This window comes from Burkholderia sp. BE17, assembly GCF_009362305.1.
Lineage (GTDB): Bacteria > Pseudomonadota > Gammaproteobacteria > Burkholderiales > Burkholderiaceae > Burkholderia > Burkholderia pyrrocinia_C.
In genome coordinates, this window is sequence record NZ_WHNU01000026.1 from 57,503 (window position 1) to 74,089 (window position 16,587).

Genomic DNA, 16,587 nt, shown 5'->3' on the forward strand with positions numbered 1-16,587 from the left:
GCGAATTCCGCCGCGCGGCCTCTACTTCAGGCTCTTCAGGAAGGATCGCCCTGCGGACGTGATCGAAATGCCGGAGCGGCCGTGCGGCGGATGGCTGGCGAAACCCGCACCGATGAGTTCCCGCGCGATCGACCAGCCGAGTGCCGGCGAATCCCGGCCGTAGCGAACGTCGGCGAGGCGTTCGAGGGCCCAGACGGCGGACGCCGACAGGGTGGGGTTTGACGTGTCGTGGTCGCTCATGACTTCCTCCGGGAACGGGTAAGCGGTGTGGGTCGCGCAAGCGCGTGCGGAATGCGGCGGCAGGCATTCCGTCATCGGGCGCGTGTCTCGCGGCGTGAGCGCATCGACAGCAGCAGGTCGACGCGCGACGGGGCGGAGGGCGGCACGCGGGTCAGCCCTCTTGCAGCAACGGCAGCAGCGCCTGAAGCGCCGCTTCCTCATCGGGTCCGGCGGCCAGCACCTGGGCGGACGTGCCGCCGCGCAATTCCAGCGACGCGATCGCGTCGCCGTTTTTCGCGTTGCCGCGGCACCCGTTCGCGATCAGCACGATGTCGCTGTCGAAGCGGCGTGCCGCTGCGGCGACCGCGTCCCGGGCCGCGCTTGCGCGGGTCCGGTTCCACGCGGCGCCGATTTGAAGGTAGACGACGGTTGCCACGTTCTTTACGAAAGCCTCTGGTTGAGTCGTCGGGGGCCGTGCGCGGCGCCGAGCCCGCAGTGCGCCAGAAACGCGCGAAACGCGGCTTCCCATGCCGCGTCGCGCAAGTCGACGTCGACGCCGGCGAGTCGTTTCATTTCCGGGTCGACGAACACGGCGCGCAGCGATCGAGGCGGCACGCCGCGCGCGAAACAACGGTCGTCGGCGTCGAGCAGCAGGTGCGGATGGCGCCGGAACCGCACGCAGGCGATCGAGATCGGGTCCGTCACGTGCCGGGCCGATTCCGCCGGATACACGAAAGCCAGCTGGATCTCGGCCGCCGCCAGCTGAGCGCCGGCGTCGTGGAAGCGATGAATCAGCTGGAAGCCGCGTTCTACGCCGCGCCCGACGCCCACGACGACGAGCGGCCGGTTTTCCGTGATTTCCCGCAGGGTAACGGGGCGCCGATCGGGCCGCAGCAATGCACCATCCAGCTCGAACATGTCGACATCCTCAGCGAAACCGCCTGCAAGTCCGATGAACGGCGGAAAGTGAGGATTATAGTACAGCGGTGGAAAACATGTGTATTGTATTATAATGCCGTGTGCAGCCGATGCTGCACGCACCCGTTTTTTCGACTCGAACCTTACCCGATGGAAGCTGCAATGAACGCCGCCCCTGCCTGCCCGCAATGCGCGATGGAAAACACCTACCCGGACGGCACGCTCTACGTGTGCCCGGACTGCGGTCACGAATGGTCGGCGACGGCCGGTGCCGAAGCCGGCGATGAAGCGGCCGGCGACGTCGTCAGGGACGCGAACGGCAACGTGCTGTCGGACGGCGATTCGGTCGTGCTGATCAAGGACCTGCGCGTGAAGGGCTCGTCGATCACGCTGAAGATGGGCACCAAGGTCAAGAGCATCCGGATCGTCGGCGGCGATCACGAAGTCGACTGCAAGACGGACGCCGGCGGCTTCATGCTGAAGGCCTGTTTCCTGAAGAAGGTGTGATTGCGCGCGTGCGCCGCGGCGGCGGCGCTTCGTCCGCGCGGCCGGCCGCACGCGCATCGAGCGGCTTCGACTGTTTGACTACCAAGGCTTAGCGAGTATGGCAGAGGATCGAACCTCCTACGATGCGTTCGTCAGATTCCTGTCGACGCCGTTGCACGATGGCCGGCCGTTCGTGCTCGAGACGCGCCATGCGGTGTCGCTGCACTTCGATCATCTCGCCACGCAGAGCTTCATGTCGCTGAAGGATCCGGCCGGGCTCGCGCTCGGCTACACGCGCGTGATGATGGGCTTCCTGCTGCTGCAGCCCGCGCCCGCGCGCATCTGCATGCTCGGGCTCGGCGGCGGCTCGCTGGCGAAATACTGCCACCGGCATCTGCCCGATACGGCGATCGATGCGGTCGAGATCAATCCCGAGGTGATCGCGCTGCGCGACGTGTTCAGGATTCCTGCAGACGACGCGCGCTTCCGGGTGGTGTGTGCCGACGGCGCGGACTACATGGCGGAAGCGGACGTGCGCACGGACGTGATCCTGCTCGACGCGTTCGTCGCCGAAGGCATGCCGGACCGGTGCGCGAGCGTCGCCTTTTTCGCGGCGTGCCGCGAGCGGCTGAACGACGCGGGTGTGCTCGCGATCAACTTCACCGACGACGACCCGGCGCTGCCGCTGTACCTCGAGCGGCTGCGCGCCGTGTTCGGTGCATCGTATGCGCTGGTCCCGTGCGGTGACGACAACAACTTCATCGCGTTCGCATGGAAGGGTGGCGATCGATTGCCGTCGATGCGCATCCTGCTCGAGCGCGCGCTTCAGTTCGCCGTTGCCGGTGAACTGAAGCTGGCCTCCACGGCCCGGCGGCTGAAGGGCGGCGCGAGCGTCGATCCGGCGCGGCTGGTCTGGCGCGAGCAGGCGTCCGGGCGCTGGGAAATCGGGGCTTGACCGCGATTACTTCACGCGCTTGCCGAGCGGGCTCTTGGTCTTGTAGGTCACGCCGTGATGCTCGAGATACTCGCGGATCAACTGACGGACGACTTGCGATGGCGTGAGATCCTGCGCCGCGCAGAGCATCTCGAATGCTTCCTTCTTGGCGGGATCGATCAGGACGGTCAGGCGGGCGGTCTTCGTTTCCATTGCGCGGACAGGTCGGCGGATATGTTAATCAAATTATAATACATCTGCGTTCGGCGCCACGGCCGAAACGGGTTGTCCGGCCGGTTGCCTTGGGGGCCGGGCATCCATCCGGACATCGCGCCGGGATGCGCCCGCACGGGTTGGGTTGCGCGCCGGCTCAGGGCCGGCGATCGAGCCGGCAGAGCCAGGTCAGCACGTCGTCGGCCACGGGTACGATCGCGAGCGTGACGAGCATGCCGGCGAGCGGTACCGTCGATACGTAGCCGACGTACTTGAAGCCGATCGCGCCGGCCAGGCCGCCGACGAAGAACGACGCCAGCATCGTGGCGTGAATCCTCAGCTTCGCGCGGTTGGCGACGACCGCATGCATGTCCACGTCGACGGCCGAGCGGTTCCAGTAAAACAGCTTGCCCAGCTCGATGCCGAGGTCGGTCACGATGCCGGTCATGTGCGTCGTGCGGATCTCCGCGCCCGACAGCTTCGTGATCATCGCGTTTTGCAGCCCCATGATGAAGCACAGCAGGATCACGGTCACGGGCACGAAGAACGCCTCCCACAGCGCGAGGTGGCTGCCGAGCAGCCCGAACAGCAGGAGCAGCACGGCCTCGACCAGCAGCGGCAGCACGTACTGGCTGTGCAGGCCGCGGCGGCGCCCCCAGTTGACGAGCACCGCCGAGCAGCCGGCGCCGACGAGAAACGACGCCAGCGAACTGATGCCGGCCAGCGCGAGCGGGATGTCGCCGAGCGCCGCCTGGTCGGCGATCGCCGACACGATGCCGCTCATGTGCGACGTGTATTGCCTGACCGCAAGGAAGCCGCCCGCGTTGGTCGCGCCGGCGACGAACGCGAGCGAAAAACCGAGCTGGCGGTTCGCGGTCGCGCTGCGGTGTTTGCCCGTCAGGCTTCGAAAGTACTGCGCTGGCATAAGGGTTTCGCTCAATCGCCGGGATCGAGGGCGCGGACGCGCCGCACGGCGCTCTTCGGGCCGAACGGGCGGCCCGCGAGGGCGCCGGCTTTCTCGAATCATGTGGCTTGTATGATAATGCAATTATCATGTTCTGTTAGCCAGATTGCGCTTTCGATGCAATAATGCGCGTGGAGCCGGCGCGCCTGCCGTCGCCGTTCCATGCCCCCGTTCAACCCGAGCGTACTGGAGACAATCCGGATGGCACCCGTGCCGGTCGTCCATTTCGTGCTGCTGGTCGTGGCCGCCTGGCTCGCGATCGGCGCGCTGGGGCTCGGGGCGCTGCATCGCACGCGGGTCGTCGCGCACGGGCTGTTTCCGCTCGGCGCGCTCGGCGGTCTGCTGCTGGCGGCCGCGGGGCTCGCGGGCGTGTTTGCCGAGCCGTCCGTCGCGGTGCTGCCGATCGGGCTGCCCGACCTGCCGTTCCATCTGCGGCTCGACCGCCTGTCCGGCTATTTCCTGTTCGTGCTCGGCCTCGTCAGCGCCGGGATCGGCGCGTTTTCCGCCGGCTACTTCCGTAAGGGCGAGGGTGCCGCGCCCGGGCTCATCTGCTGCGAATATCACGTGTGCGTCGCGAGCATCGCGCTCGTGCTCGTCGCGGACGACGCCTACGCGTTCATGGTCGCGTGGGAAACGCTGACACTGTCCGCGACCTTCCTCGTGATGACCAACCACCGGATCGGCGAAATCCGCCGTGCGGGTTACCTGTATTTCCTGATTTCGCATGTCGGCGCGCTCGCGCTGCTGCTGTGCTTCGGCATCCTGCAGGCACGCACCGGCGATTACACGTTCGCGAACATGCGCACCCAGTCGCTCGATGCAACCTGGGCGTCGCTCGCGTTCCTGCTCGCGCTCGTCGGCTTCGGCGCGAAGGCGGGCGTATTTCCGCTGCATGTGTGGCTGCCCGATGCGCATCCGGCCGCACCGTCCCCGGTCTCGGCGCTCCTGAGCGGGTTCGTGCTGAAGGTGGGGCTGTACGGGCTGCTGCGCACCGTGTTCGACCTGCTGCACGTGCAGATCGCGTGGTGGGGCGTGCTGCTGCTCGTGCTCGGCGGCGGCACCGCGCTGCTCGGCGTGGTCTTCAGCACGATCCAGGTCGACATGAAGCGCCTGCTCGCCTATTCGTCGATCGACAACATCGGCCTGATGTTCGTGTCGCTCGGGCTCGCGGTGCTGTTTCGCGCGTTCGGCATGACAACCCTGGCGGCGCTCGCGCTGACCGCGATGCTCTATCAGGTCGTCGCGCATGCGGCATACAAGAGCCTGCTGTTCCTGGGGACGGGCGCCGTGCTGCACGCCACCGGAGAGCGCAATCTCGGCAAGCTAGGCGGGTTGATCCGTTTCATGCCGTGGACGGCCTGGGCCGTGCTCGTGGGCGTCGCGGCGAGCGCGGGCCTGCCGCCGCTGAGCGGTTTCGTCGCGGAGTGGCTGTTGCTGCAGGCGTTCCTGTTCACGCCGGGCCTGCCGGATTCGGTGCTGGCGATGACGGTGCCGATCGCGGCCGCGCTGGTCGCGATGTCGGCCGCGCTCGCCGGCTACACGATGGTCAAGTTCTTCGGCATCGTGTTTCTCGGGCAGCCGCGGGAAGCCAAGCTGAGCCGCGCCCGCGACGCGAATGCGTGGGAGCGGCTCGCGTTCTGCTGGTTCGCGGCGGTCAGCGTGCTGCTCGGGCTGATGCCCGCGCAGTTCGTCAAGCTGCTGGATCCGGTCACGCGCGGGCTCGTCGGCGCCGGCGTCGGCGCGGACAATCACGGCTGGCTGCTGTTCGTGCCGGTGTCGACCGCGCGCGCGAGCTACATGCCGGCCGTGTTCATGCTGTTTTTCGTCGCGTGCTGCGGGCTCGCGTGGCTGCTGGTGCGGCGCTTCTATCACGGCCGGCTGCGCCGCGCCGCGCCATGGGGTTGCGGCTTCCCGTTTCCGACCACGCGGATGCAGGACACGGCCGAGGGGTTCGGGCAGCCGATCCGCGAGATCTTCGCGCCGCTGCTGCGCATCGAGCGGCAGGTGCCGTCGCCGTTCGAGGCGCAGCCCGCGTACCGGGTGTCGGTCGCCGATCGCACCTGGCTGCTCTACGAGCGCATCGCGGCGATCACGCTGCGCGCGGCCGAATGGGCGGGCCGGCTGCAGACGGGCAGGATCGCCGTCTACCTGACCTACAGCTTCGCGGTGCTGATCCTGCTCCTGATGCTGGTGAGAAGATGGTGACCGTCTCCGGCGTGGTATCGCAGATTCTCGAGATCGTGGTGGCGCTCGCCGCCGCGCCGCTGCTGTCCGGCTGGATCAACCAGTGCCGCGCGTGGCTGCAGAACCGGCGCGCGCCGTCGGTCTGGCAGCCGTACCGGATGCTCCACAAGCTGTTCAACAAGGAATCGGTCGTCGCGCACGGCGCGAGCGCGGTGTTCCGCGGCGCGCCCTACGTCGTCTGGGCCGCGATGACGCTCGCGTGCGCGATCGTGCCGACGCTGTCGACGGAACTGCCGCTGTCGCCCGCCGCGGACGCGATCGCGCTCGTCGGCCTGTTCGCGCTCGCGCGCGTCGCGCTGTCGCTCGCCGCGATGGATATCGGCACGGCATTCGGTACGCTCGGCGCCCGGCGCGAGATGCTGATCGGCTTCCTCGCGGAACCGGCGCTGCTGATGGTCCTGCTGTCCGCGTCGCTGATCACGCAGTCGACGCTGCTGACGAGCATCGTCGGCACGCTCGGGCGCGGCGAGCTCACGCTCTATCCGAGCCTGGCGTTTGCCGGCATCGCGTTCACGCTGGTGTCGCTCGCCGAAAACGCACGGCTGCCGGTCGACAATCCGGCCACCCATCTCGAACTGACGATGATCCACGAGGCGCTGATGCTCGAATACTCGGGGCGGCATCTCGCGCTGATGGAATGGGCGGCGAGCCTCAAGCTGTTCGCCTATTCGTGCATCGGCCTCGCGCTGTTCGTCCCGTGGGGCATCGCCGAGGCCGGTAACCCGCTCGCGCTTCTGCTGGCGGTACCGGTGCTGTTCGTCAAGCTGATGGCGGGCGGCGCGGCGCTCGCCGCGGTCGAGACCGTCAATGCGAAGATGCGGCTGTTCAGGGTGCCCGAGTTTCTCGCGACCGCGTTCCTGCTCGCGGTGATCGGCATGCTCGTGCACATCCTGCTGGGGGCGTGAATGCACGGCTATGCGACGCAACTGATCAACTTCCTGGCGGCGCTGTTGCTGATCCTGTCGTTCGCGATGCTGAGCCAGCGACGCACGCTGTCGCTGATCCATCTCTATACGCTGCAGGGTGTCGCGCTCGTGTCGGCCAACCTGATCCTCGGCGTGCTGACGGGCGACGCGAACCTGTTCGTCTCCGCCGGGCTGACGCTCGTGCTGAAGGTCGGCGTGATCCCGTGGCTCCTGTATCGGCTGGTGCGCCGGCTCGACGTGCGCGCCGACGTCGAACCGCTCATCAACATCCCGACCACGCAACTGATCGGCATCGTGCTCGTGATCGTCGCGTTCAACGTCGCATCGCCGATCAGCCAGCTCGCGACCTCGGTCGCACGCGGCGCGCTCGGCATCGCGCTCGCCTGCGTGCTGCTGTCGTTCATGGCGATGATCACGCGCGCCAAGGCGATTCCGCAGGTGATCGGCTTCCTGTCGATGGAGAATGGGCTGTTTTTCGCGGCGACGGCCGCGACCAACGGGATGCCGATGATCGTCGAGCTCGGCATCGGGCTCGACGTGCTGGTCGGCATCCTGATCCTGGGCGTGTTCATGTTCCAGATCCGCGAGCAGTTCGACAGCCTGGACATCCATCACCTCGAGACGCTCAAAGATGAATGAGGCCCGGGTCATGCTCGCCGTGCTCGGCCTGCCGCTCGCGGCCGCCGCGACGCTCGCGTGCGTGCGGTCCAGCCGCGTCGCGCGCAACCTGAACGCCGGTTTCAGTTTCGCGACGTTCGCGGCGACGCTCGCGCTCGCCGCGCACACCGTCGAAAACGGCCCGTCGAGCGTGTTCGACGGTGCGTTCTTCGTCGATCCGCTCAACGTCTACCTGGTCGCGCTGACCGCGTTCGTCGGCTGGACGACGTCGTTGTTCTCGCGTCCGTACATGCAGGTCGAGGAGGATCGCGGCCGGATGACGGCCGCGCGGATGCGGCTCTATCACGCGATGTATCAGCTCTTCATGTTCGCGATGCTGCTCGCGCTGCTGACCAACAACCTCGGCGTGCTGTGGGTCGCGATGGAGGCGGCGACGCTGGCGACCGTGCTGCTCGTCAGCGTCTACCGGACGGCCGCGAGCCTCGAGGCCGCGTGGAAGTATTTCATCCTGTGCGGCGTCGGCATCGCGCAGGCGCTGTTCGGCACGATCCTGCTGTACCTCGCCGCAAGCCGGCAGCTGGCCGGCGGGGATGCGCTGCTGTGGACGAGCCTCGTCGCGGTCAAGGCGCACCTCGACCCGACCATCGTGTCGATCGCCTTCGTGTTCCTGCTGGTCGGCTACGGCACGAAGGTCGGCCTCGTGCCGATGCACAGCTGGCTGCCGGACGCGCATGCCGAAGGCCCGACGCCGATTTCGGCGGTGCTGTCCGGCTTGCTGCTGAACGTCGCGCTGTATGCGGTACTGCGCTGCAAGGTGCTGGCCGACGGTGCGCTCGGCAACGGGTTGCCGGGGCGGCTGCTGGTCGGGTTCGGGCTCGTGTCGGTGCTGGTCGCGTCGTTCTCGCTGTTCCGGCAGAAGGACGTGAAGCGGCTGTTCTCGTATTCGTCGATCGAGCACATGGGGCTGGTGACGTTCGCCTTCGGCCTCGGCGGCCCGGTCGCGACCTTCGCCGGATTGCTGCACATGACGGTGCACTCGCTCGTCAAGTCGGCGATCTTCTTCGCGGTCGGCCATGCGGCGCAGAAGGCCGGCACGCAGGCGATCGACGGCATTCGCGGGCTGCTGCAGGTCAGTCCGACCGTCGGCTGGGGGATGATGCTCGGCACGCTCGCGATTCTCGGCCTGCCGCCGTTCGGCGTGTTCGCGAGCGAATTCCTGATCCTGACGACCGCGATGAACACGCTGCCGTGGACGGCGCCGTTGCTGCTGCTCGCGCTCGCCGCCGCCTTCGCGGCGATCTTCGCGCGCGTGCAGCGGATGGTGTTCGGCGGCACGACGACGGCGAAACCGCTCGGACACCGGCCGGCGCTGTTGCCGGTGTTCGTCCACCTGGCGCTCGGCCTGATGCTCGGCCTGTACGTGCCGCCTTATCTGGCGACCTGGTATCGCCAGGCCGCGACGATGCTGGCGGGGTGACGCATATGCGACTCGAATCGATACCCAGGGAGGCCGCGGTCCCGCTCGAATGCCGGGCGGGCCAGGTTCGCGCGGCGCTGATGGAAGTCGACCCGGCGGGGTGGCTCGAGGCGGCGCGCGTCGCGCGCTCGGAGCGGAGCCGGCTCGTCGCAATGTGGGGCGGCGACGCGCGCGACGCGGGTTTTGCGGTGAACGCCGCGTACGAATGCGACGACGGCATCCTGTGGGTGCGTCTCGCGACCGGGCGGCAGCCCGACGCCGGCGGGGATTTCCCCGATCTGGCGCCGCTGTTTCCGTGCGCCGCCCGGATGCAGCGTGCGATCTTCGACCTGACCGGCCTGAGCGCGCGCGGCGCGCAGGACACACGGCCGTGGCTCAATCACGGCAACTGGCCCGACGACTATTTCCCGCTGCAACGCTCGGCGAGCGGTGTCGAGGCGTTCGAATCGAACGAGGCGAACTACCGGTTCGTGCCGGTGGCCGGCGACGGCGTGCACGAGATCGCGGTCGGGCCCATCCACGCCGGCATCATCGAGCCGGGACATTTCCGCTTCTCGGTTGTCGGCGAGAAGGTGCTGCGCGTCGAGGAGCGCCTCGGCTACGTGCATCGCGGCGTCGAGCGACTGTTCGAGCGGACGGCCGCGTCGAGCGGCCATCGGGTCGCGGGCCGGATCGCCGGCGATTCGACCGTCGCGTTTTCATGGGCCTATTGCATGGCGCTCGAGCACGCATGCCGCACCGCAGTGCCGAAGCGCGCGCTGTATCTGCGCGCGCTCCTGCTCGAACGCGAACGCGTGGCGAACCACCTGGGCGATCTCGGCGCGCTCGGCAACGACGCCGGGTTCGGGTTCGGTCTCGCGCAGTTTTCCCGGCTCAAGGAGGACTGGGTGCGGATGAACGATCGCGCGTTCGGGCATCGATACCTGATGGACCGGATCGTGCCCGGCGGCGTGGCGGTCGACGTCGGGCCCGACAGCGTCGCGAGCCTGGCGGACGCGTGCGAACGCATCGAACATGACGTGCGCGTCATGCGGACCATCTACGAAGACCAGTCGGGGCTGCAGGACCGGTTCGTGGGCACCGGCCGATTGACCGCCGAGGTCGCCGCGCACTTCGGCGTGCGCGGCCTGGCCGCCCGCGCCAGCGCTCACGGGTTCGACGTGCGCGCGGCGATGCGGTCCGCGCCGTACGACGAGGTCGCCGTCAACGCGGCGAGCGATCCGCGCGGCGACGTCGCCGCGCGCGTGGCCGTGCGGTTCGCCGAGATCGACGAATCGGTGCGCGTGATGCGCGTGCTGCTGGCGAATCTGCCGGCGGGCGAGGTTGCCGTCGAGGTGGCGCCCGCCGCGGCGCCTGCCCGCGGGATCGGCTGGGTCGAGGGATGGCGCGGCGATATATTCGTCGCGCTCGAGACGGAAGCGGGCGATGCGATCGCGCGGTGCCATTGCCACGATCCGTCGTGGCAGAACTGGCCGGCGCTCGAACATGCGATCATCGGCAATATCGTTGCCGATTTTCCGTTGATCAACAAATCGTTCAACCTGAATTACGCGGGGCACGACCTCTGATGTGGCAGCTTATCCGGCAATTCGCGCGCACCGATTTTCCCGACGAGCCCGTGCCGGCGGCGGAGGACGCGTGGCGTCGCGAGGAGGGGCGCATCCGGCAGGACATTCTCGATCTGCTCGGGCGGGCGCTCTGCATCCGGCAGATCGACGCGGGATCCTGCAACGGCTGCGAGCTGGAGATCCATGCGCTGAACAACGCCTACTACAACATCGAGGGGCTCGGCATCAAGTTCGTCGCGAGTCCCCGCCATGCGGACCTGCTGCTCGTGACCGGGCCCGTGACGCTGAACATGCGGGCGGCCGTGCTCGCCGCATACGACGCGACGCCGGCGCCGAAGCTCGTCGTCGCGGCCGGCGAGTGCGCGTGCACGGGCGGCATCTTTGCCGAAAGTTACGCGGTGTGCGGCCCGGTTGCGTCGATCCTGCCGGTCGACGTGACGATTCCCGGCTGCCCGCCGCCGCCTCGCGACTTGTTGCGCGGGATCCTGACGGCCTGCCGGGCGCGCGGTGTTTGACGTGGCGGGGCCGTGGCGACTTTCAGCGCGTTCGTTCGGGGATCCTGCGATCATCGTGCCGCGACCGGGCCGTGCGGCGCGACCGGCGCCGGGAGCGCGGCCGAATCCTGTGTTTATCCCCGCTTCTATCGGCTGACGAGCCGGATATCCGGCCCGTTCGCCATGACTTCGACTCCTGCTTCATGACACCCATCAAATTCATTCTTCGCTACACGGCGATCCCTTTTACGGCCATCGTGGCCGTGGTGATCTGGACCGTCATACCATCGTCGAAAGAGATCGATGCGAGACAATATGCGGCGCTGTCGCGTTCGTATGCAAGTTTCCCGCTGCCGTTCCGGCACGAGATCTCGGAAGCGATGGACCACGGCCGGATCAACGACCGGCGCTACCAGGCACTCGTGCGCGATTCGCTGGGCAACGGCGTCGCGCTGGACTGGCCGGCATCAGGTGTCGGCGACATCGCGGACGAACGACAAAAACTGGCCGAACTGATTCAGGCCGATTCGGATCTTCAAAGGCAACACCCATGAAAACTCTGCTGGTCTCCGTGGCATTCGCGATGATTATCGCGAGCTTGATTTTCGCGCTGTATTTCATGAATCACGATCGCGGCAAGTCGAAGCGGATGGCGTGGTCGCTCGCGGCACGCGTCGGGCTGTCGGTCACGCTGTTCCTGTCGCTGCTGATCGCATACAAGCTCGGCTGGATCGAACCGACCGGGCTGCCGATCGGGCGTTGAGCAGGGCACGCCCCGCTGCATGCGGGGCGTTCTCGTGAATGCAAGTTTGATTCGGTAATCGAGGTGTTGTGATAAGAATACTTATCCCGATGTAATTGATGCGAATGAATTCGATCGGCGGAATTGCAGCAACGGTTGCGTAACTGAAGCGGGTTCCGGGCTTCAACAGGAGGGGGAACGACCGGCGCGACGACGCTCCAGCTGCCCGACTCGTTGGTCATGTCATGGCGATAAGCGCGTGGCGAGCCGCCCGCGATGCGCTTGAGCGCATGTCCGAACGCGCTATCAGAGTCCTAGCCGAGCCTCTGCGCGATCGCCGATATCGATGCGTTCGAGCGCTTCAGCTCCCGCAGCACGTATTCGAACGGCCCGAATCCCGGCCGCCGCTTGAAGTGCAGCACGAGCGCCGACAGCCGCTCATCCGCGCGCTTGACGAAGCGCGCGGCCCATCTCAGCGATCGGCATCGACGCAATCGAATTCAGCAGGCGGATTTCCCCGGCATCGGGGCGGGCGATCTCGCGCACTTCGTCGAGCGTCTGCGCGACGCTGCGATCGAGCGGCTCGAGAAAGCGCCGAAGCTCGCTTTCGGCCGCCTTCTCCTTGAGCCCGAGCGCGTTGCCGAATGCAATCAGCGCGCCCATGTCGATGTCGGAGAAGCGCGTCGCCGTGCCGAGCGGCATCGTCAGTTCGCAGTGCGGCCAGTGGTCGCCGCGATGGTCGGGCCGGTGCGTGGGCGTGTGATAGACGACCGTGCTGACGATGTCGTAGAACGGCGCAAGCCGGTAGCCGCGCGCGTCGACGAAGAACGACAGGTTTTTCAGGTGCGCGTCGCCATTGCCGACCACCACGTTGAAGATCGTCCAGCGGAACACCGACAGGCGCGCGAGTGCGCGCGTGCTGGTCTGCCCGATCGCGCGGCCGAGCTCCTCCGCGTTCGCGCGCTGGTACTTGAAACCGCGATCGTAGTTCAGCAACTGCATCGCATCGATCGTGTGCAGGCGTCCGGCCGGCTCCGACGCGGTGTCGCGGTCGAAGCGGTCGATCACGTAGCACGCGGACGGCGCGCGAAGAAAATGCACGTCCGGAACGTCGAGCCCCATCCGCTTCGCGAGCTTCATGCAGAAGAACTCGTTGATCGCCGAATGCGGATAGCCGGCGGCGCGCATGTCCGGCTTCAGCAGATGCATCGACGGCTCGCTGCCGACCGGTTCGAACAGCGCGTAGTCCGGCGCGTCGCCGCGCAGGATCAGCAGCAGCTTCTGCTGCGCGCCGGCCGCGGACATGCGCTTGGGCGCGGTGGCCGTCAGCGCGTGCTCGGGCATCGCCTGGATGCGGCGCTCGAGCTCGTCGAGCGCAAGCGGCTGCATGCTGCCGGCGGCCTCCTGTTCGCCTTCGGCCAGCAGCGTGAGCGCGCCGGCCGATTCGCGCCCGAAATACGCGAGCAGGCCCCACGCATCGGCGGCATCGACCTTCGCCTCGCGCGCGAGCGATGTCCGCATGCCTTCTTCGGGCAGCAGGTTGTCGAAGAACCACTGGACCGGGCGATCGGTCGAGCTGTCGGTGAAGGTGCCGGCGCGCAGCGCGAACGCGGGCGACAGCGGGTACGCGTGCGGCGACGCGAGCCACTGCGCGTCGTACGTGAACGACCAGATGCCCTTGTCGTCGGTCAGCCTGCCCATGCGCAGCCCGTTCGCGGACGCGATCAGTGTTCTAGCCATGGCTGCTCCTGCGGCGTTGAGCGGCCTTGAGCGCGTTTTCCGCCGAAATCTCGATCGACGACTGCGCGAACAGGCTCACGCCCAGTTCGCCGAGCAGCAGCAGCACCTTGCCGATTTGCGCGGTCGGCTTCCCGGCTTCCACCTGGCTGATGAATTTCGGCGAGAGCCCCGTGGCGTTCGCGAGTTCGTCCCGCGTGAACCCCTGCTGGAGCCGCACGGCGCGAATGAGGTTGGCGAGGGCGCCGATCGTGTTGACGGACCGAGTCTCCGGCATGACGTTCTCCGTGCTTCGTATCTGAGCGGGAACAGTATGGCACAACTCATCGGGATGGGCGTCAATTCGTACCCGTTCGGAAACGAAAATGCGTCGCTGATGGCTGCGCGTCTGTTTCGTATCCGAGCGGGAACCGGATGGTATGGAATCGCGGGCAACGCCATTTCCGTATCCGGTCGGATACGTGATTGGCGCGCGGGACGGAGCCGGCCGGCCGCGCGTGCAACCCGGGCACGGTACGGCTGGCATCGACGCCGGCGCGACGATGTGTTCGTCCGGACCGGCATGAGCGCGCAGGTCTTGTCCGACGATCGTGCGGCGCGTGTCAACGCCGCCGTGCAGCGGGCGGCAGCGCGCGCCAACATGGTTGAATGACCGCCGCACATCCGTCCATCCGGTGGACCGACTCCGGCCTCATATAAACCCATGACCGTACAAGAACTGGAAAAACTGATGCGGAGCCTGTTCGACGACGACAGTCTCGAAGTCTTCGGCGAGACCGGCTACAGCCTCTCTTTCGTCGTGCCCGGCAAGGTCAAGGACGTCAAGGCGGCGCTGCTCGCGCGCACGGACCCGGCCGGATGGGACGGCGAGGCGGTGCACTGGTTCTACCGATGCGACGACGAGGACTGGGCACTGTATCTGCGCTCGATCCCGCATGCGGTGTCCTGCATCGCGACCGTGCAGTCGCTGCATGCGCTCCACATGCAGCGGCATCTGGACGCATCGGCGGTCACGCCGGAGCAGCAGGCGAGCTACGACGCCGAGGAGGCGCAGCGACAGAAGGAGGCCGAAGCCCGGCACCGGCGCGACACGCGGACCGAGCCGCTTGCGCCGCTCGGCGGGCCGTTCCATACCGATGGCGAACGCGTATGGGCCCGCATCGGCAGCGAGCATCGGTATCGTGCGCTCAACAATTTCGATCTCGGCAGCTTTCGGCATCTGGTCGACAACTTTGCGGTCGATGCGTCGGGGCTGCGCTACTACGCGAGCGGCGCCGCGTTCGGCTACGACGACGAAGGCGAAGGGCTGATCGCCGACGGCGATGCCGCGACGCTGCAATCGCTGGGCGGCGACTGGTATCGCGATGCACGGCAGGCCTACTATTTCGGCCCCGATATCTACGATCGCGGCGAATGGCATCTGACCGTGGTCAACGCGGACGTCGCCAGCCTGACCCATATCGGCGGCGCGTACGCGCGGGATGCGAAGCACCTGTTCTGTGCCGGCGTGCGCAAGCGCGGCATCGCCGATCCGGCCCGCGTGGTCAGCCTCGGTTACCGGTATGCACGGCTCGGCGCGCAGATTCTTTACGACGGCAAGATCGTGACCAAGCCGGGGGGCATCGACGTCGAGACGGCGCGCGCCGTCTTTCACGACGTGCTGGTCGACGATGACGGCCACGTGCTGTGGGGGCAGAGCTATCGCAAGCCGTTGCCGGGGATCGACGCGAAAAACCTGCGCTTTCTGACGCGGTTCTATGCGGTCGACGACCATCGCGTCTACTACCGGACCAACACGAACCTGGCCGTTTGCGACGGCGTCGACCGCGCGAGCGTGGAGGTTGTGTCGTCGATGAGCATCCGCGACAAACACGGGTTGATCGGCCTTGGGTATCCGGATGGCGTCGTGCGCGTGCCGGATTCATCGACGCAATCCTGAAGGTCCCGATCGGGCGGTTTCGTGCGCGGCGCAACCGCCCGTTGCCGCCCGTATGCCCGAGCAGCGATCTTTATGACCGCAGCAGATAAACGTATCCGAATCGCTTCGTTGACGCAGTCCGGCACGCACTCGTAGATTCGCGTTTTGACCGAATCAGGGGTTGTGCCGTGACGACTACCGCCATCCGCGACGCTGCAACGCATTCCGCCGGGCATCCGCCCGCATCTTGGTCACGCGGTGCGGCGCAACGCTTCGACATCGTTCCGTTCGACGCGCCGCTCGGCGCCGAAGTGGTCGGCCTCGACCTGTCGCGGCCGCTGGACGCCGAAGGTTTCGCGCGCATCCATCGCGCGCATCTCGACCATCACGTGCTGGTGTTTCGCGACCAGCGCATCACGCCGGACGAGCACATCGCATTCAGCCGCCGCTTCGGCCCGCTGCAGATCCATGTACTGCACCAGTTCGCGCTTGCCGGGCACCCGGAGGTGCTGATCGTGTCGAACATCGTCGAGCACGGCAAGCCGATCGGGCTCGGCGACGCAGGCCATTTCTGGCATTCCGACCTGTCGTACAAGGAGAAGCCGAGCCTCGGTTCGCTGCTGCACGCGCAGGAATTGCCGGCGGAGGGCGGCGATACGCTGTTCGCGAACATGCATCTCGCGTGGGACACGCTGCCGGCCCATCTGCGCCGCGCGGTCGACGGGCGGCGCGCCGAGCATACGTATCTCGCGCGCTATGCGGAACTGCAGGCGCGCAGCCCGTGGCGGCCGAACCTGTCGCCCGAGCAGATCGCGCAGGTCGATGCGGTCGTCCAGCCGGTCGTGCGCACGCATCCGGAAACGGGCCGCAAAGCGCTGTTCGTCAGCGAGCATTTCACGACGCGCATCGTCGGCCTGCCCGACGACGAAAGCCGCGCGCTGCTCGACGAACTGTTCGCTCACAGCGTGCGCGCCGAACACCTGTACCGGCACCAGTGGCGCGAGCACGATCTCGTGTTCTGGGACAACCGTTCGCTGATGCATCTCGCCGCCGGCACGCCCGACCACCTGCGCCGCAAGCTGTACCGCACGACGATCGAAGGCGACGCGCCTTTCTGAGCCGCGCGCCG

General features: G+C 67.2%; 20 protein-coding genes. 13 read left to right on the forward strand and 7 right to left on the reverse strand.

The annotated features are described in order from the left end of the window. Positions 1 to 21 precede the first annotated feature (21 nt). The 3 genes from GD429_RS22380 to GD429_RS22390 all read right to left on the reverse strand — a co-directional run bounded on the left by GD429_RS22380 (position 22) and on the right by GD429_RS22390 (position 1,326). Positions 22 to 240, reverse strand: a complete 219-nt coding sequence (locus GD429_RS22380; RefSeq protein ID WP_152860010.1) for a hypothetical protein — start codon at positions 238 to 240, stop codon at positions 22 to 24. Between the two features lie 151 nt (positions 241 to 391). Next, positions 392 to 655, reverse strand: coding sequence for an HPr family phosphocarrier protein (locus tag GD429_RS22385; protein WP_258285558.1), 264 nt, complete (start codon positions 653 to 655; stop codon positions 392 to 394). A gap of 5 nt (positions 656 to 660) precedes the next feature. Then, a complete protein-coding gene (locus GD429_RS22390) occupies positions 661 to 1,326 on the reverse strand; it encodes a hypothetical protein (RefSeq protein ID WP_227791717.1) in 666 nt (221 codons plus the stop codon). Between GD429_RS22390 and GD429_RS22395 the strand changes: the two genes are divergently transcribed. Both GD429_RS22395 and GD429_RS22400 read left to right on the forward strand, forming a co-directional pair. Beyond that, positions 1,300 to 1,644 (forward strand): zinc ribbon domain-containing protein YjdM, encoded by a 345-nt coding sequence (locus GD429_RS22395; RefSeq protein WP_034184663.1) that lies wholly within the window; start codon positions 1,300 to 1,302, stop codon positions 1,642 to 1,644. The genes GD429_RS22390 and GD429_RS22395 overlap by 27 nt on opposite strands. A gap of 97 nt (positions 1,645 to 1,741) precedes the next feature. Next, entirely contained in the window at positions 1,742 to 2,578 is an 837-nt protein-coding gene (locus GD429_RS22400; RefSeq protein ID WP_152860014.1) for a fused MFS/spermidine synthase, read from the forward strand. A gap of 6 nt (positions 2,579 to 2,584) precedes the next feature. On the opposite strand, the gene GD429_RS22405 is transcribed toward GD429_RS22400, so the two are convergent. Together GD429_RS22405 and GD429_RS22410 are read right to left on the reverse strand one after the other, a co-directional pair. Then, positions 2,585 to 2,770, reverse strand: coding sequence for a ribbon-helix-helix protein, CopG family (locus tag GD429_RS22405; protein ID WP_152860015.1), 186 nt, complete (start codon positions 2,768 to 2,770; stop codon positions 2,585 to 2,587). A gap of 157 nt (positions 2,771 to 2,927) precedes the next feature. Then, a complete protein-coding gene (locus tag GD429_RS22410; RefSeq protein WP_111021410.1) occupies positions 2,928 to 3,695 on the reverse strand; it encodes a YoaK family protein in 768 nt (255 codons plus the stop codon). A gap of 240 nt (positions 3,696 to 3,935) precedes the next feature. Between GD429_RS22410 and hyfB the strand changes: the two genes are divergently transcribed. The 8 genes from hyfB to GD429_RS22450 all read left to right on the forward strand — a co-directional run bounded on the left by hyfB (position 3,936) and on the right by GD429_RS22450 (position 11,824). After that, on the forward strand, positions 3,936 to 5,939 hold the full coding sequence (hyfB, locus tag GD429_RS22415; RefSeq protein ID WP_152860017.1) for a hydrogenase 4 subunit B: 2,004 nt from the start codon (positions 3,936 to 3,938) through the stop codon (positions 5,937 to 5,939). Continuing rightward, on the forward strand, positions 5,933 to 6,883 hold the full coding sequence (locus tag GD429_RS22420; RefSeq protein WP_034184415.1) for a respiratory chain complex I subunit 1 family protein: 951 nt from the start codon (positions 5,933 to 5,935) through the stop codon (positions 6,881 to 6,883). Before hyfB ends, GD429_RS22420 begins: the two co-directional genes overlap by 7 nt. Continuing rightward, positions 6,884 to 7,543 (forward strand): formate hydrogenlyase, encoded by a 660-nt coding sequence (locus GD429_RS22425; RefSeq protein ID WP_034184414.1) that lies wholly within the window; start codon positions 6,884 to 6,886, stop codon positions 7,541 to 7,543. Further along, positions 7,536 to 8,999 (forward strand): hydrogenase 4 subunit F, encoded by a 1,464-nt coding sequence (locus tag GD429_RS22430; RefSeq protein ID WP_152860019.1) that lies wholly within the window; start codon positions 7,536 to 7,538, stop codon positions 8,997 to 8,999. Before GD429_RS22425 ends, GD429_RS22430 begins: the two co-directional genes overlap by 8 nt. A 5-nt stretch (positions 9,000 to 9,004) precedes the next feature. Continuing rightward, positions 9,005 to 10,567: an NADH-quinone oxidoreductase subunit C gene (locus GD429_RS22435; protein WP_152860021.1), complete on the forward strand. Its 1,563-nt coding sequence runs from the start codon at positions 9,005 to 9,007 to the stop codon at positions 10,565 to 10,567. Beyond that, positions 10,567 to 11,082 (forward strand): NADH-quinone oxidoreductase subunit B family protein, encoded by a 516-nt coding sequence (locus tag GD429_RS22440; RefSeq protein WP_111021414.1) that lies wholly within the window; start codon positions 10,567 to 10,569, stop codon positions 11,080 to 11,082. The genes GD429_RS22435 and GD429_RS22440 overlap by 1 nt, the downstream gene beginning before the upstream one ends. Positions 11,083 to 11,264: 182 nt before the next feature. Continuing rightward, positions 11,265 to 11,615, forward strand: coding sequence for a hypothetical protein (locus GD429_RS22445; RefSeq protein WP_152860103.1), 351 nt, complete (start codon positions 11,265 to 11,267; stop codon positions 11,613 to 11,615). After that, positions 11,612 to 11,824, forward strand: a complete 213-nt coding sequence (locus GD429_RS22450; protein WP_006489184.1) for a twin transmembrane helix small protein — start codon at positions 11,612 to 11,614, stop codon at positions 11,822 to 11,824. The genes GD429_RS22445 and GD429_RS22450 overlap by 4 nt, the downstream gene beginning before the upstream one ends. Before the next feature lie 417 nt (positions 11,825 to 12,241). On the opposite strand, the gene GD429_RS22460 is transcribed toward GD429_RS22450, so the two are convergent. Then, entirely contained in the window at positions 12,242 to 13,543 is a 1,302-nt protein-coding gene (locus GD429_RS22460; protein ID WP_152860023.1) for a HipA domain-containing protein, read from the reverse strand. After that, positions 13,536 to 13,817 carry a helix-turn-helix domain-containing protein gene (locus GD429_RS22465; RefSeq protein WP_096475974.1) on the reverse strand — a complete coding sequence of 94 codons (282 nt, stop codon included), beginning with the start codon at positions 13,815 to 13,817 and terminating at the stop codon, positions 13,536 to 13,538. Before GD429_RS22465 ends, GD429_RS22460 begins: the two co-directional genes overlap by 8 nt. 36 nt (positions 13,818 to 13,853) lie before the next feature. Between GD429_RS22465 and GD429_RS22470 the strand changes: the two genes are divergently transcribed. From GD429_RS22470 to GD429_RS22480, 3 genes are all read left to right on the forward strand, one after another. After that, complete coding sequence (locus tag GD429_RS22470) at positions 13,854 to 14,192, forward strand: hypothetical protein (protein ID WP_152860025.1); 339 nt, start codon at positions 13,854 to 13,856, stop codon at positions 14,190 to 14,192. A gap of 51 nt (positions 14,193 to 14,243) precedes the next feature. Beyond that, complete coding sequence (locus GD429_RS22475; protein ID WP_193727169.1) at positions 14,244 to 15,479, forward strand: DKNYY domain-containing protein; 1,236 nt, start codon at positions 14,244 to 14,246, stop codon at positions 15,477 to 15,479. 167 nt (positions 15,480 to 15,646) lie between these two features. Then, positions 15,647 to 16,576, forward strand: coding sequence for a TauD/TfdA family dioxygenase (locus GD429_RS22480; RefSeq protein ID WP_321574789.1), 930 nt, complete (start codon positions 15,647 to 15,649; stop codon positions 16,574 to 16,576). The last annotated feature ends 11 nt before the right edge of the window (positions 16,577 to 16,587 follow it).